Source organism: Streptomyces sp. P9-2B-2 (assembly GCF_030406865.1).
In the GTDB taxonomy this organism is placed as follows: Bacteria; Actinomycetota; Actinomycetes; order Streptomycetales; family Streptomycetaceae; genus Streptomyces; species Streptomyces platensis.
In genome coordinates this window covers 3,295,003-3,310,753 of sequence record NZ_CP129126.1, presented here as the reverse complement: position 1 = coordinate 3,310,753, position 15,751 = coordinate 3,295,003, and the positions used below count along the sequence as shown (strand labels likewise).

Sequence of the window (15,751 nt, the reverse complement as noted above, 5' to 3'; positions counted from 1 at the left end):
CCGACCTTTGCTATCCCAAGGGGAGGGTGCATGCGCAAGGCCACCAGATGGCTGCTGTCGCTCGCGGTGCTCATAGGCACGGCGGGAGCCGGCAGCACGCCGGCCGGGGCGGCTACCGCCGCCGGGCCGCGGACCGAGGACATCAAGGACCGGATCCTGGCGATTCCGGGGATGAGCCTCATCGAGGAAAAGCCGGTCGACGGCTACCGCTACTTCGTTTTGAATTACACCCAGCCGGTTGACCACCGGCACCCCTCGAAGGGGACCTTCCAGCAGCGGCTGACCCTGCTGCACAAGTCGGTGGACCGGCCGACGGTGTTCTTCACCTCCGGGTACAACGTGAACACCACGCCGTCCCGCAGCGAACCCACCAAGATCATCGACGGCAACCAAGTCTCGATGGAATACCGGTACTTCACCCCGTCGCGGCCCACGCCCACCGACTGGAAGAAGCTGGACATCCGGCAGGCGGCCAACGACCAGCACCGCATCTTCCGGGCGCTGCACCGTATCTACGCCAAGAACTGGATCGACACCGGCGGCAGCAAGGGCGGCATGACCGCCACGTACTACCGCCGCTTCTTCCCGCACGACATGAACGGCACCGTCGCCTATGTCGCGCCCAACGACGTACGCAACGACGAGGACTCGGCGTACGACCGGTTCTTCCGCACCGTCGGGACCGCGCAGTGCCGCACCGCCCTCACCGCCATCGAGCGCGAGGCCCTGGTGCGCCGCGGGGAGATGGTCAAGCGCTTCCAGAAGTGGGCCGACAAGGAGAAGCAGACCTTCACCAAGGTCGGCAACGCGGACCGGGCCTATGAAGTCATGGTCACGGACCTGGTGTTCGGGTTCTGGCAGTACCAGCCGGCCGAGACCGCCTGCGCCGAGGTGCCCAAGCCGACCGTCTCCACCGACGACCTGTGGAAGTGGATGGACAACGTCGGCGGCTTCTCCAGCTACACCGACCAGGGCATGGAGCCGTACACGCCGTACTACTACCAGGCGGGCACCCAGCTCGGAGAGCCCGGCTACGGCTACCCGCAGCTGTCCGGCCTGCTGAAGTACCCCGGCATCAACAACTCCCGGTCGTTCGTGCCGAAGGACATCCCGATGCGCTTCGACCGGCGCGCGATGCCCGACGTCGACCGCTGGGTGCGCCACCACGCACAGCGGATGATGTTCGTCAACGGTGAGTACGACCCGTGGAGTTCGGAGCACTTCGAGGTCGGCAAGGGCGCCCGGGACTCCTACGTCTTCACCGTGCCCGGCGGCAACCACGGCTCGAACATCGCGAAGCTGAAGGAGGCCGACCGCACCAAGGCCACCGCCGAGCTTCTCGACTGGGCCGGCGTCCAGGCCCCGGCCGGCAAGCCCACCCCGCTGGCCCCGGACAACAAGAAGCTGGACAAGCAGGAGATCCGGCGGATGCCGCTGCTGCGGCCCTGAGTCCGCCACCCGCCGCGGGGCCGCCGCGCCCCGCGGCCGCGGTGCGGTGACCGACCGAACGGCGCGCTCCCCGAGGGACCGGGGGAGCGCGCCGTGTCCGGGTCGGCTCAGTACGTCAGCCCGTGGCCCATCTGGTAGAGCGCCCGGGTCGGGGCGTCGGCGCGCATTATCGGGACGGGCAGCCGGCCCGCCGGATTCCGCTGCCCGGCGATCACCCGGGCCGCCGCCCGCAGCTCCACATCCGTCCAGGAATAGCTCGCCAGGGCCGCCGTGACCCCGGTCAACTGGGCGATGTCATACGGGTTGCGGACCGCCAGCTGCACCACCGGCTTACCCGTCGCGAGGAGCGCCTCCACCAGCTTCCGCTGGCCCGAGGCCGCGGTCACGTTATAGGTGGCCACCACCACCGCGTCCCGCTCACGGAGCGCCGCCACCGCCTCGTCGATCCGCTGCTGGGTCGGCGTCTGGCCCGTGGACAGGGCGGTGGCCGTGAAGCCCAGCTCGGTCAGGGCCCGCGCCAGCACCGTGGTGGGCGGACCGCCGGTCCCGGAGGGCGCGGCGACGTCGACGCCCGCCACCAGCACCCGGCCCTCCCGGCGCCGGGACAGCGGCAGGATGCCGGTGTCGTTGCGCAGCAGCGTGGTGGTGCGGTCCGCGATCCGGTCGGCGGTGGCGAGGTGCGCGCGGGTGCCGACCACCCGGTCCACGGCCCGGTGGGTGGTGTACGGGTCCTTGAAGAGCCCGCGCCGCTCCTTGAGCAGCAGAATGCGCAGCAGCTTCGCGTCGAGATCCCGCTCTTGCAGCTCGCCCTCCTTCAGCGCGGCCAGGACGGCACCGTGCGCGACGGCCAGGTCCGGCGGGTTCAGCAGCTGGTCGACCCCGGCCTTCAGGGCCAGCACCGGCACCCGGGCGTCGCCGTACTTCACCCGTACGCCCTCCATGCCGAGGGAGTCGGTCACCACCACACCGTCGTAGCCGAGCCGTTCGCGCAGGATGCCGGTGAGGATCGGGCGGGAGAGGGTGGCCGGGTCCTCGCTCGGGTCGAAGGCGGGCACGACGATATGCGCCGTCATGATCGAATCGATACCGGCGGCGATCGCGGCCTTGAACGGCGGTGCGTCCAGCCGCTCCCACTCCTCGGCACTGTGGTGGATGTACGGCAGCCCGACATGGCTGTCGGTGTCGGTGTCGCCGTGCCCGGGGAAGTGCTTGGCGCACGAGGCGATCCCGGCGCCCTGATAGCCCTTCACCTCGGCGGCGACCATACGGGCCACGGCCTGCGGGTCCGCGCCGAAGGAGCGCACCCCGATGACCGGGTTGGCGGGGTTGACATTGACATCGGCGTCCGGCGCGTAGTCCTGCCGGATGCCCATGGCGAACAGCTCCTCGCCGGCGATCCGGGCCGCCGTACGGGCATCGTCGCGGGAGCCGCCCGCGCCGAGCGCCATCGCCCCGGGGAAGAGCGTCGCGGGCGCACCGACGCGGGCCACTATGCCGTGCTCCTGGTCGGTGGAGATCAGCACCGGCACGGGGACGCGCTGCGCGGCGGCGGCCTTCTGGATGCCGTTGGAGAGATCGGCGATCTGGTGCGGCTCACGGGTGTTGTGCGCCCAGCCGAAGTAGATGATGCCGCCGACGTGGTACTTGGCGATCAGCTCGGCGGCGTTGGCGACGCCGATCTCCTTCTGGTTCGCGGCGGCATCGGCCGGGTCGGGGTCGGTGGCGGAGTGCCCGTAGACCCGCATGACGAAGAGCTGGCCGACCTTTTCCTCCGGAGTCATACGGGAGATGAGGCGGCGCAGCCGGGCCCGGGTGGCGGCGGCCGGGGCGGGGTCGGCGGGCTGCTGTCCGACGGCGGGCGCCGTGCCGTGCGCGGGGGCGGCACCCGCGCCCGCGGCAGCGGCGGCCGCGGCGGCCGCGGTGGTCAGGACGGTACGTCTGGAGTGCATCTGCGCTCCTTCCGGAGGGCTTCCTCGACTCATTGAAGGAAACTTCCAAGGAGACACGGATAGCCGGAAAACTATTGTCGGTCAATGACGCGATCCGCAGTGGCGCCCAGCAATTGCGCGGCGGCGGGGGATGTGTGATGGGGGTGGGGGCGGGGCCCAGGGTGGGGCCGAGGCGCGAGGTGGGGCGGTGGAGGCGCGGGGTCGGTGGGCTCCGGCCTGTGGGGTGGCCGACGAAGACGCGGGGCAGGCGGGCGGCGGCGCGGGGGCCGGTGAAGGCGCGGGCCGGTGGGTGGCGGCCTGTGGGGGGGCGGCGACGGCGCGGCGCGGGGCGGGGCGGCCAGGGCGCGGGGCAGGCGGGCGGCGGCGTGTGGTCCGGGCCGGAGGCGCCCGTGAGGCGACCGGCCGGCCGCTTCCGGACCCGCCGCCCCGGCCGCATCCCTCCTCAGGACGCCGCAGGCCCGTCCTCCAGCAGCCGCTGGAGATGGGCGCGGCCCGGGCCCAGCAAGGCAGGGAGGTCGGCCGCGCCCGGGTACCAGCGCTTCTCGTACTCCCAGCACAGCCAGCCGCCCGCGCCCTGGTCGTAGGTGCCCTCGGGGGCCGGTACCGGGCCCCGGGCGTCGGCGGGGTCCTGGCCCAGGGTGCGCAGGGCGGCGGCCAGGGGGACGGTGCCGGCGCCGAGCGGGAGGGGGGTGCGGTCCTCGGCCGAGGCGACGTCCTTGACCTGGACATAGCCCAGATGCGGGGCGAGCGCGGCATGGGTGTCGGCCGGCTCCTCGCCACCCAGCCAGCTGTGCAGCACATCCCAGAGCGCCCCGATCTGACGGTGCCCCACGGGGCCCAGCACCCGGGCGGCGTCCGCGCCCGTACGGTGCGAGTCATGGGTCTCCAGCAGCACCCGGACGCCCCGTTCGGCCGCGAGCGGGGCCACCGCGGCGAGCCGGCGGGCGGCGTCCGCGTCCGCCTCGGCCGCCGGGCGCTCCCCGCCACCGGGGAAGACCCGGACATACGGCGCCCCCAGATCCGCGGCGAGCCACACCAGCTCGCTCAGCTCCTGGGCCAGCTCCTCCTCGCCCGCCGTGTCCCGGGCCGCGGCCACCTGGGCGTATCCGGCGACGGCCAGGATCTCGACCCCGGCGTCCGCGAACTGCTCGCGCACCGCGGCCCGTTCCCGCATCCCGATCAGCGGATGCACCGGTTCCTCCGGATGGGCCCGCAGCTCCACGCCCTGATACCCGGTGTCGGTGGCCAGCCGCAGGACGTCGGCCACCGGCATGCCGGGCACACCGAGTGTGGAGAAAGCGAAGCGCATCGCGGGGGCGGTGCCGTGTGCGTTGCCGGTGCTGACCATGCCTGGGCTCCTCCTTGTGGTTCACACCATCGTCGTCCGTCCCTTCCACCCTGCCCGCGATGCCCGCGCCATCACAGGACCATCCGCCAGTCCTGGCCGACCAGGTCCTGCCCGAAGCTGTGGTGCGCCGACTCGGCGACCAGCTCGAACCCGGCCCGCTGATAGATACGGCGGGCCGCGCCGAGGACGGAGTTGGTCCACAGCACCATCTCGCCGTACCCGGCCTCCCGGGCGAACTCCACGCAGGCGTCGACGAGTTGACGGCCCACGCCGTGCCCGCGGGCGTCCGGCTCCACCAGCAGCAGCCGCAGCCGGGCCACCCCGGGCCTCTCGTCCCGTACACACACCACCGAGCCCGCCCGGCGCCCGTCCAGCTCCGCTATCCAGGTGCGGTCCCACCGCGGGTCGAAGGCCTCGGCGTACTCCGCGATGATCCGGGCCACCAGCGCCTCATAGCTCAGATCGAAGCCGTACTCGGCGGCGTAGAGCGCGGCGTTGCGCTCGACCATCCAGCCCAGGTCCCCGGGGCGGGACGTACGCAGCGTCACCTCCGCCCGGTTCCCGGCCGGGTGCGCGGCGCCCTCGCCGAGCAGGGCGCGGATGGTCCGCATCGAGTCCACCAGCCGGGCCCGGTCCTCGTCCGGGAGCTGCTCCAGCAGCGACCCGGCGGCGTCCTGCGAGCGCTCCTCCAGCAGGCCGGCCGCCTCCCGGCCGCCGTCGGTCAGTGTGATGCGCTGCCGGCGGGGGTCCTGCTCGGACTTGCCGCGGGTGATCAGCTCGCGGTCCTCGAACTTGCCGAGCAGCCTGCTCAGATAGCCGGCGTCCAGCGACAGCGAGGCCCGCAGATCCGCGGCGTCCACCCGCTCGTGGTGCGCGACCTCGTAGAGCACCCGGGCCTCGGTGAGGGTGAACGGGGTGTAGAGATGCCGCCCGTAGTCGAGGGCGCCGATCAGGTTCGTGTAGAAGCGGTTGAATCTGCGCAGCTCGCGGACCTCGGGCGTGGCGTCGCGCGCCGCGCCGGAGGTCGTGTCGGATGCCGTCCCGGTTGTCATCATCGACCCCTCACCCTTGACTGAGTCAATGATAAGGGAAAGAGGTCCCACCGCGCACGGAAATTTCGCACCCTGTTGATGACCTCGCGCGCGGGCTAGCGTCCTCGCGGGAGAGCGCGCACCGCGGGACGCTCCCCACCCGCCGCGAGCGAGGGAGGCCGGGCCGTGACACACACGACCGTACGCATCGCCATGAACGGCGTGACCGGACGCATGGGACACCGCCAGCATCTGGTCCGCTCCGTCCTGGCCCTGCGCGACCAGGGCGGCCTGGAGCTCGCCGACGGCACCCGGATCCGGCCCGAGCCCGTCCTCGTCGGCCGCTCCGCGCACAAACTGCGGGCGCTGGCCGACCGCCACGGCGTGGAGCACTGGAGCTGTGACCTCGACTCCGTACTGGGCGACGACACCATCGACGTCTACTTCGACGCCCAGATCACCGCCGCCCGCGAGGAAGCGGTGGGCAAGGCGATCGCCGCCGGAAAGCATCTGTACGTCGAGAAACCCACCGCGAGCGGCCTCGCCGGAGCCCTGAGGCTGGCCCGGCTGGCCCAGGAGGCGGGCGTCAAGAACGGTGTCGTCCAGGACAAGCTCTTCCTGCCCGGCCTCCGCAAGCTCCGCCGCCTCGTCGAGAGCGGCTTCTTCGGCCGCATCCTGTCCGTACGGGGCGAGTTCGGCTACTGGGTCTTCGAAGGGGACACCCAGCCGGCCCAGCGCCCCTCCTGGAACTACCGCGCCGAGGACGGCGGCGGCATCGCGGCGGACATGTTCCCGCACTGGGAGTACCTCCTGCACGAACTGTTCGGGCCGGTCAGAAGCGTCCAGGCGCACCTCACCACCCACATCCCGCGCCGCTGGGACGAGTCGGGCGCCCCGTACGATGCCACCGCCGATGACGCCGCCTACGGCATCTTCGAACTGGCCGGCGGCATCGTCGCGCAGATCAACTCCTCCTGGGCGGTCCGGGTGCACCGCGACGAACTCGTGGAGTTCCAGGTGGACGGCACCGAGGGCTCGGCCGTCGCCGGGCTGCGCCACTGCCGCATCCAGCACCGCGCCGGCACCCCCAAGCCCGTCTGGAACCCCGATGTCCCGGCGTCCGAGCCGTTCCGCGCGCAGTGGCAGGAGGTCCCCGACAACGCCGACTTCGACAACGGGTTCAAGGTCCAGTGGGAGCTGTTCCTCCGGCATGTCGTACGCGACGAGCCCTGGCGCTGGGACCTGGCGGCGGGCGCCCGCGGCGTCCAGCTCGCCGAACTGGCGCGGCAGTCCTCGGCGGAGGGCCGCCGCCTGGACGTGCCGGAGCCGACCCGGTGAACGCCCCGGCGCACCCCTCCCGTTCCGCGCCGGGCCCCGTATCCCCGACCGCTCCCTCGCCGCCCTCCTTGCGCTCCCGCACGGTCTACGCCGCCGCCCATGTGGTCGCCGATCCGTACGCCGACACCACCCCGGACGGCCCGGCCGCCGTCGACTGGGACGCCACCCTCGCCTTCCGGCACCACCTGTGGGCGCACGGCCTGGGAGTGGCCGAGGCGATGGACACCGCGCAGCGCGGTGCGGGCCTGGACTGGGGCGCCGCCGCCGAACTGATCCGGCGCTCCGCCGCCGAGGCACGGTCGGTCGGCGGGCTGCTCGCCTGCGGCGCCGGAACCGACCAACTCCCCGCCCACGGGGCCTCCTTGGCCGAGGTCCGGCACGCGTACGAGGAACAGCTCGGCACCGTCGAGGCGGCCGGCGCCCGGCCCGTCCTGATGGCGTCCCGCCAGCTCGCCGCGGCCGCCACCGGCCCCGACGACTACCGGGAGCTCTACGGCCACCTGCTGCGCCAGACCACCCGCCCGGCGATCCTGCACTGGCTCGGCCCGATGTTCGACCCGGCACTGGCGGGCTACTGGGGCAGCGCGGATCCCGGCGCCGCCACCGAGACGCTCCTCGCGCTCGTCGCCGACCACCCCGGCAAGGTGGACGGCGTCAAGATCTCCCTGCTGGACCCCAACCGGGAGGTGGCGCTGCGCCGCCGGCTGCCCCCGGGCGTGCGCTGCTACACCGGCGACGACTTCCACTACCCGGAGCTGATCGCGGGCGACACACACTGCTTCAGCGATGCCCTGCTGGGCGTCTTCGACCCGCTCGCCCCCCTGGCCGCGGCGGCCGTCCGCCGCCTCGACACCGGGGACACCGCGGGATTCCGGGCCGCCCTGGACCCCACCGTCCCGCTCGCCCGGCACCTCTTCGCGGCACCCACCCGCCACTACAAGACCGGGGTGGTCCTGCTGGCCTGGCTGGCGGGCCACCAGCCGCACTTCACCATGGTCGGCGGCCTCCAGTCGGCCCGTTCGCTGCCGCATCTGCGGCGCGCCCACCAACTGGCCGACGGGCTCGGCCTGTTCCCGGACCCCGGGCTCGCCGCCCACCGGATGCGCACCCTGCTCGCGGTATACGGGGGAGGCGGCGCATGAGCCATGGCACCCCGTCACTCCTCGACCGCCTCAGCCTCAACCAGGAGACGATCCGCCAGTGGTCGCTGCCCGAACTGGCCGACGGCTGCGCACGGGCCGGCGTACGGGGCGTGGGCCTATGGCGCGCACCCGTCCGGCAGTACGGGGTGGCCGCGGCCGCCCGGCTGATACGGGACGCCGGGCTGCGGGTCAGCAGCCTGTGCCGGGGCGGTTTCTTCACCGCCCTGGAACCGGGCGAGCGGGCCGCCGCCCTGGACGACAACCGGGCGGCCCTCGACGAGGCGGCCGCCCTCGGGACCGACACCCTGGTCCTGGTATCCGGCGGACTGCCGCCCGGCAGCCGGGACCTGGCCGGCGCCCGGGAGCGGATCGCGGACGCCCTGGGCGAGTTGGCGCCGTACGCCGCCGAGCGGGGCGTCCGCCTGGCGCTCGAACCGCTGCACCCGATGTACGCCGCGGACCGGTGCGTGGTCTCCACGCTCGCGCAGGCCCTGGACCTCGCCGAACGGTTCCCCGCCGACCGGGTGGGGGTGGTCGTGGACACCTACCACCTGTGGTGGGACGACACCGTCGGCGCGCAGATCGGGCGCGCGGGCGGCACCGGCGGCGCGGCCACTTCCCGGATCGCCGGCTTCCAGCTCGCCGACTGGGTCACGCCACTGCCCGAAGGCGTCCTGCTGGGGCGCGGGCAACTCGGGGACGGGTCGGTGGATCTGCGGTGGTTCCGGGAGCGGGTCGAGGCGGCCGGTTACCGGGGCCCGGTCGAGGTGGAGATCTTCAACCCGGCGCTGTGGGCACGGGACGGCGCCGAGGTCCTGGCCGAGGTCGTCCGGCGCTTCCGTACGCACGTCGGATGACCGGGGAACCGCCCCTCGGCCGGGCGGGAAATAACTCCCCGGAAGAGTGCAACCGTTGGCCGCCCACAAAGGTCATAGCTGACGTTGGTCCCGAAATGGGGAGGGATCCGGGGGGATCCGGGGCCGGCATGGAGGGGGAATCGAGGGGCCCGACCATCGGACGGGCCCCTCGATGGGAACCCGGCGTTCCGGCCCGGCGCGACAGCGGACCCCGCGCGGTGTCAGACCCCGGCGGTACGGTCGGTGCATGGTCAACGCAGCCGTGATCGAAGGAGTCCTGGAGCGGATCACCTACGCCAATGAGGAGAACGGCTACACGGTCGCGCGGGTCGACACCGGCCGCGGCTCCGGCGATCTGCTGACCGTCGTCGGCGCGCTGCTCGGCGCCCAGCCGGGCGAGTCGCTGCGCATGGAGGGCCGCTGGGGCTCCCACCCGCAATTCGGCAAGCAGTTCATGGTCGAGAACTACACCACCGTCCTGCCCGCCACGATCCAGGGCATCCGCCGCTATCTGGGCTCCGGCCTCATCAAGGGCATCGGCCCGCGGATCGCCGACCGCATCGTCGAGCACTTCGGCACGGACACCCTCGACGTCATCGAGACCGAACCCGGCCGCCTCGTCGAGGTACCGGGCCTCGGTCCCAAGCGGACGAAGCTGATCGGCGCGGCCTGGGAGGAGCAGAAGGCCATCAAGGAGGTCATGGTCTTCCTCCAGGGCGTCGGGGTGTCCACCTCCATCGCGGTGCGGATCTACAAGAAGTACGGCGACGCCGCCATCTCCGTCACCCGCAACGAGCCCTACCGCCTGGCCGCCGACGTCTGGGGCATCGGCTTCCTGACCGCCGACCGCATCGCCCAGTCCGTGGGCATCCCGCACGACAGCCCGGACCGGGTCAAGGCGGGCCTCCAGTACGCCCTGTCGCAGTCCACCGACCAGGGCCACTGCTTCCTCCCCGAGGAGCAACTGATCGCCGACGCCGTGAAGTTGCTCCAGGTGGACACCGGCCTGGTCATCGACTGCCTGGGCGAGCTGGCCGCCGACCCGGAGGGCGTGGTCCGCGAGCAGGTACCGGGCGACGCGGACGGCGCGCCGCCGGTCACTGCCGTCTATCTGGTGCCGTTCCACCGCGCCGAGATCTCCCTGGCCGGGCGGCTGACCCGGCTGCTGCGCACGGACGAGGACCGGATGCCGGCCTTCCGGGATGTCGACTGGGACAAGGCACTGGCGTGGCTGGCGCGGCGTACGGGCGCCGAGCTGGCCCCCGAACAGCAGCAGGCGGTGCGGCTGGCGCTGACGCAGAAGGTCGCGGTGCTCACCGGCGGCCCCGGCTGCGGCAAGTCCTTCACGGTCCGCTCCGTCGTCGAGCTGGCCCGCGCCAAGAAGGCCACGGTCGTGCTGGCGGCGCCCACGGGCCGGGCGGCCAAGCGGCTCTCGGAGCTGACCGGGGCGGAGGCCTCCACGGTCCACCGCCTCCTGGAGCTCAAGCCGGGCGGGGACGCCGCCTATGACGCGGACCGGCCGCTGGACGCCGATCTGGTGGTCGTCGACGAGGCCTCGATGCTGGATCTGCTGCTCGCCAACAAGCTGGTCAAGGCGGTGCCGCCGGGCGCCCATCTGCTGCTCGTCGGGGACGTCGACCAGCTCCCGTCGGTGGGCGCGGGCGAGGTGCTGCGCGATCTGCTCGACGGCGCCGGCCCGGTGCCGGCCGTCCGGCTGACCCGGATCTTCCGCCAGGCCCAGCAGTCCGGCGTGGTCACCAACGCCCACCGCATCAACTCCGGCACCCCGCCCCTGACGTCCGGAATGACGGACTTCTTCCTGTTCGCCGAGGAGGACGCCGAAGAGGCCGCGCGGCTGACGGTGGATGTCGTGGCCCGCCGCATCCCGGCGAAGTTCGGCCTCGACCCGCGCCGGGACGTCCAGGTGCTCACCCCGATGCACCGCGGCCCGGCCGGTGCCGGCGCCCTGAACGGCCTGCTCCAGCAGGCCGTCACCCCCGCCCGCCCCGATCTGCCCGAGCGCCGCTTCGGCGGCCGGGTCTTCCGTGTCGGCGACAAGGTCACCCAGATCAGGAACAATTATGAAAAGGGCCGCAACGGCGTCTTCAACGGCACGGTCGGCGTGGTCACCGCACTGGACAGCGACGAGCAGCGGCTGACCGTGCGCACCGATGAGGACGAGGAGGTTCCCTACGACTTCGATGAACTCGACGAACTCGCCCACGCCTATGCGGTGACGATCCATCGTTCGCAGGGTAGTGAGTATCCAGCGGTGGTGATTCCGGTCACCACCAGTGCCTGGATGATGCTTCAGCGCAATCTGCTGTATACCGCCGTGACCCGGGCAAAGCGTTTGGTGGTGCTGGTCGGCTCCCGGAAAGCCCTGGGACAGGCCGTCCGCACGGTATCCGCCGGTCGGCGGTGTACGGCGCTCGATCACCGGCTCGCCGGTGCGATGTGATGTCACCCCTCTTTCCTATTCGGGGCGAAGAGGGGCAGGATGGGCGCTCAGACGGCACTGAGTGCCGCAGACAGGCCCTATGGCCGACCCCGAGTGCACATCCAAGGCCCAAATGGGGGAAGGTATAGGCAGTCAGGGCACCTCGAAGAAGAGGCACAACGTCGGTGAGGGATGACGTGAGCGACAACTCTGTAGTACTGCGTTACGGGGACGGCGAATACAGCTACCCGGTCGTCGACAGCACTGTTGGCGACAAGGGCTTCGATATCTCGAAGCTGCGCGGCCAGACCGGTCTGGTGACCCTGGATTCCGGTTACGGCAACACCGCGGCGTATAAATCCGCGATCACCTATCTCGACGGTGAGAACGGCATTCTTCGTTACCGCGGGTACCCGATCGAGCAGCTTGCAGAGCGCAGCACGTTCGTCGAGACCGCGTACCTCCTCATTCACGGTGAGCTGCCCACCGTCGATGAGCTGGCGAACTTCAAGCAGGACATCACCTTCCACACCCTGCTGCACGAGGACGTCAAGCGCTTCTACGACGGCTTCCCCCGGGACGCCCACCCGATGGCGATGCTGTCCTCGGTCGTCAGCGCGCTGTCGACCTTCTACCAGGACAGCCACAACCCGTTCGACGAGCAGCAGCGCCACATCTCCACGATCCGGCTGCTGGCCAAGCTCCCGACGATCGCGGCCTACGCGTTCAAGAAGTCGGTCGGCCACCCGGTCGTCTACCCGAGCAACGACCTCGGGTACGTCGAGAACTTCCTCCGTATGACCTTCTCGGTGCCGGCCGCGGACTACGACCTCGACCCGGTCGTGGTCAGCGCCCTCGACAAGCTGCTGATCCTGCACGCGGACCACGAGCAGAACTGCTCCACCTCCACGGTCCGTCTGGTGGGCTCCTCGCAGGCGAACCTCTTCGCCTCGATCTCGGCCGGTATCAACGCCCTGTGGGGCCCCCTGCACGGTGGCGCCAACCAGTCCGTGCTGGAGATGCTGGAAGGCATCCAGCGCGACGGCGGCGACGTCGACTCCTTCATCCGCAAGGTGAAGAACAAGGAAGACGGCGTGAAGCTCATGGGCTTCGGGCACCGCGTCTACAAGAACTTCGACCCCCGGGCGAAGATCATCAAGGCGGCGGCGCACGATGTCCTCTCCGCGCTCGGCAAGTCCGACGAGCTGCTGGACATCGCCCTCAAGCTGGAGGAGCACGCGCTCTCCGACGACTACTTCGTCTCGCGCAAGCTCTACCCGAACGTCGACTTCTACACCGGCCTGATCTACCGGGCCATGGGCTTCCCGACCGAGATGTTCACCGTGCTGTTCGCGCTCGGCCGGCTGCCCGGCTGGATCGCCCAGTGGCACGAGATGATCAAGGAGCCCGGCTCCCGTATCGGCCGTCCGCGGCAGATCTACACCGGTGTCGTCGAGCGCGACTTCGTGCCGGTCGAGGAGCGCTGACGGCCGCCTTTCGAGGCAGCCCGCAGGCATAAAAGAAGCGCCCCGCCTCCGGATCCCCCCACGGGTCCAGAGTGCGGGGCGCTTCCCGTGTCCCGGTTGGATTCCCCCCACGGGATCCGTCCGGGCGTTCCGGGTTGCACCGCGATCTGCCGGGACGCGCACGTTCGGGAGGGCCGCTCAAAGCTCCCCGGGCACGTCGCCCCGGCCACGCGTAGCCGGGCACGATCCCCCAAGATCAGCACGGCTGTTGCTGTGCAAGCCCCGCCGGGGTGCCTGCACTGCCCGGTTAGACTCACGACCCCCCTCAATGGTTACGTTCCGATGAGTGTGATCTGGGTCTCTTGCCATATGGGGGCGAATGCGGTCAAGGGCCCCCATCTGAAGATCGAGGCCCTGCGGTATGGGTGTTGTGTCAGTTGTAAGGGCTATGTGAAATTTCGTAGCCGCAGACTGTTCGCGACCACGAAGACCGACGAGAAGGCCATCGCCGCCCCCGCGATCATCGGGTTGAGCAGTCCGGCCGCGGTCAGCGGCAGCGCCGCGACGTTGTAGCCGAACGCCCAGAACAGATTCCCCTTGATCGTGCCGAGCGTGGCCCGCGCCAGCCGGATGGCGTCCGCCGCCACCCGCAGATCGCCCCGTACGAGGGTGAGATCCCCGGCCTCGATCGCCGCATCCGTGCCGGTCCCCATCGCCAGCCCCAGATCCGCGGTGGCCAGCGCCGCCGCGTCATTGACCCCGTCGCCGACCATCGCGACCGTACGGCCCCGGGCCCGCAGCCGCTCCACCACCGCGACCTTGTCCTCGGGCAGCACCTCGGCGATCACCTCGTCGATCCCGACCTCGGCGGCCACCGCCTGCGCGACGGCCTCGTGGTCACCGGTCAGCAGCACCGGGGCCAGCCCCAGCCGCCGCAGCTCCCGCACCGCCGCCGCGCTGCCCGGCTTCACCGCATCGGCGACCGCCAGCACCCCACGCGCCCGGCCGTCCCAGGCCACCACCACGGCCGTACGGCCCGCGGCCGCGGCGGCCTCCAGCGCCTCCCGCAGCTCCGGCGGCAGCACGACCCCGGCCTCCTCGGCCAGCCGCGCCCGCCCCGCCAGCACCCGGTGGCCGCCGACCGTCCCGCGCACCCCCAGCCCCGGCACGTTCGCGAAATCCGCCACGGCCGGCAGCGCCCCCACCCGACGGGCCGCACCCTCGGCGAGGGCGCGGGCCACCGGATGCTCCGAGGCGTGCTCCAGCGCCCCCGCCAGTCGCAGCAGCTCGTCCTCCGCGGCACCCGGGGCCGCCACGACCTCCTGGAGCCGCATCCGGCCGCTGGTGACCGTGCCGGTCTTGTCCAGCAGCACGGTGTCCACCCGGCGGGTCGACTCCAGCACCTCCGGGCCCTTGATCAGGATGCCGAGCTGGGCGCCGCGCCCGGTGCCGACCATCAGCGCGGTCGGCGTGGCCAGCCCCAGCGCGCACGGGCAGGCGATGATCAAAACCGCCACCGCGGCGGTGAACGACGCGGTCGCCTCCCCGGTCGCCAGCAGCCAGCCGCCCAGGGTGCCCACCGCGATCAGCAGCACCACCGGAACGAAGACCGCGGAGACCCGGTCGGCCAGCCGCTGCACCGCGGCCTTCCCGTTCTGGGCGTCCTCCACCAGCCGCGCCATACGGGCGAGCCGGGTGCCCGCACCGACCACCGTGGCCTCGATCTCCAGCCGCCCCGACGCGTTCACCGTCCCGCCCGTGACCCCGTCCCCGGGCGCGACCTCCACCGGGACGGACTCCCCGGTCAGCATCGACGTATCCACGGCGGACGCGCCCGCCGCCACCCGCCCGTCCGTGGCGATCTTCTCCCCGGGCCGGACCACGAAACGGTCGCCGACCGCCAGCTCCGCCACCGGAATCCGCACCTCACGCCCGTCCCGGAGGACGGCCACATCCTTGGCGCCCAACTCCAGCAGCGCCCGCAGCGCCGCCCCCGCCCGCCGCTTCGAGCGGGCCTCCAGATACCGGCCGAGCAGCAGAAACGCGGTCACGCCGGCCGCTGCCTCCAGATAGATCTGGGTGCCGGCGTCCGCACGGGACACGGTGAGATCGAAACCGTGCCGCATCCCCGGCATGCCCGCGTCGCCGAGGAACAGCGCCCACACCGACCAGCCGAAGGCGGCCAGTGTGCCGAGGGAGACCAGGGTGTCCATGGTGGCGGCGCCGTGCCGCAGATTCGTCCAGGCGGCCCGGTGGAACGGCAGCCCGCCCCAGACGACCACCGGCGCGGCGAGGGCCAGCGAAAGCCACTGCCAGTAGAGGAACTGGAGCGCGGGCACCATGGACAGCACGATCACCGGCACGGCCAGTACGGCCGAGACCGTCAGCCGCTGTCGCAGGGGGCGCAGATCCGCCTGCGGATCCGTGTAGAGGTCCGCGCCGTCGTCCTGCGCCGCATCGGTCGGACCGGCCGCCCCGGTCGGCCCGTTGGGCTCCGGCGGCGGCGCCGGGGGCCGCGCCGTGTAGCCGGTCCGCTCGACGGTGGCGATCAGATCCCCGACCGAGACCCCACCCCCGTACGAGACCTGCGCCTTCTCCGTCGCGTAGTTGACCGTGGCCACCACGCCGTCCAGGCGGTTGAGCTTCTTCTCGACCCGCGCGGCGCACGAGGCGCAGGTCATCCCGCCGATGGCGAGCTCGACCCGCGCCTGTGCGGTGGAACCGGACATGG

Annotated in this window: 10 protein-coding genes; 6 read left to right on the top strand and 4 right to left on the bottom strand. The window is 72.0% G+C overall.

The window, feature by feature from the left end; genetic code table 11:
• The first annotated feature begins 30 nt into the window (after nt 1–30).
• Nucleotides 31–1,449, top strand: coding sequence for a S28 family serine protease (locus QT196_RS14410; protein WP_168479202.1), 1,419 nt, complete (start codon nt 31–33; stop codon nt 1,447–1,449).
• 107 nt (nt 1,450–1,556) lie between these two features.
• Here the strand turns inward: QT196_RS14410 and QT196_RS14405 are convergent, their stop codons facing one another.
• The 3 genes from QT196_RS14405 to QT196_RS14395 all read right to left on the bottom strand — a co-directional run bounded on the left by QT196_RS14405 (nt 1,557) and on the right by QT196_RS14395 (nt 5,798).
• Nucleotides 1,557–3,398, bottom strand: coding sequence for a glycoside hydrolase family 3 protein (locus QT196_RS14405; protein WP_266731131.1), 1,842 nt, complete (start codon nt 3,396–3,398; stop codon nt 1,557–1,559).
• A 442-nt stretch (nt 3,399–3,840) separates the two neighbouring features.
• Nucleotides 3,841–4,707, bottom strand: a complete 867-nt coding sequence (locus tag QT196_RS14400) for a sugar phosphate isomerase/epimerase (RefSeq protein WP_168483744.1) — start codon at nt 4,705–4,707, stop codon at nt 3,841–3,843.
• Between the two features lie 110 nt (nt 4,708–4,817).
• Nucleotides 4,818–5,798: a helix-turn-helix domain-containing GNAT family N-acetyltransferase gene (locus QT196_RS14395; RefSeq protein ID WP_290355022.1), complete on the bottom strand. Its 981-nt coding sequence runs from the start codon at nt 5,796–5,798 to the stop codon at nt 4,818–4,820.
• Nucleotides 5,799–5,963: 165 nt separating this feature from the next.
• Here QT196_RS14395 and QT196_RS14390 point away from each other — a divergent pair, with 165 nt between their 5' ends.
• The 5 genes from QT196_RS14390 (at nt 5,964) to QT196_RS14370 (ending at nt 13,041) form a co-directional block, all read left to right on the top strand.
• Nucleotides 5,964–7,115 (top strand): Gfo/Idh/MocA family oxidoreductase, encoded by a 1,152-nt coding sequence (locus tag QT196_RS14390; protein ID WP_168479199.1) that lies wholly within the window; start codon nt 5,964–5,966, stop codon nt 7,113–7,115.
• Nucleotides 7,116–7,183: 68 nt separating this feature from the next.
• Nucleotides 7,184–8,257, top strand: a complete 1,074-nt coding sequence (locus QT196_RS14385; protein WP_290355021.1) for a dihydrodipicolinate synthase family protein — start codon at nt 7,184–7,186, stop codon at nt 8,255–8,257.
• The gene (locus QT196_RS14380) at nt 8,254–9,114 is read left to right on the top strand and encodes a sugar phosphate isomerase/epimerase family protein (protein ID WP_290355020.1); all 861 of its coding nucleotides are present in this window, start codon (nt 8,254–8,256) and stop codon (nt 9,112–9,114) included. Before QT196_RS14385 ends, QT196_RS14380 begins: the two co-directional genes overlap by 4 nt.
• A gap of 247 nt (nt 9,115–9,361) precedes the next feature.
• On the top strand, nt 9,362–11,575 hold the full coding sequence (locus QT196_RS14375; RefSeq protein ID WP_290355019.1) for an ATP-dependent RecD-like DNA helicase: 2,214 nt from the start codon (nt 9,362–9,364) through the stop codon (nt 11,573–11,575).
• A 176-nt stretch (nt 11,576–11,751) separates the two neighbouring features.
• Nucleotides 11,752–13,041, top strand: coding sequence for a citrate synthase (locus QT196_RS14370; protein ID WP_168479195.1), 1,290 nt, complete (start codon nt 11,752–11,754; stop codon nt 13,039–13,041).
• Between the two features lie 425 nt (nt 13,042–13,466).
• On the opposite strand, the gene QT196_RS14365 is transcribed toward QT196_RS14370, so the two are convergent.
• Nucleotides 13,467–15,749 carry a heavy metal translocating P-type ATPase gene (locus QT196_RS14365; RefSeq protein ID WP_290355018.1) on the bottom strand — a complete coding sequence of 761 codons (2,283 nt, stop codon included), beginning with the start codon at nt 15,747–15,749 and terminating at the stop codon, nt 13,467–13,469.
• Nucleotides 15,750–15,751 lie beyond the last annotated feature (2 nt).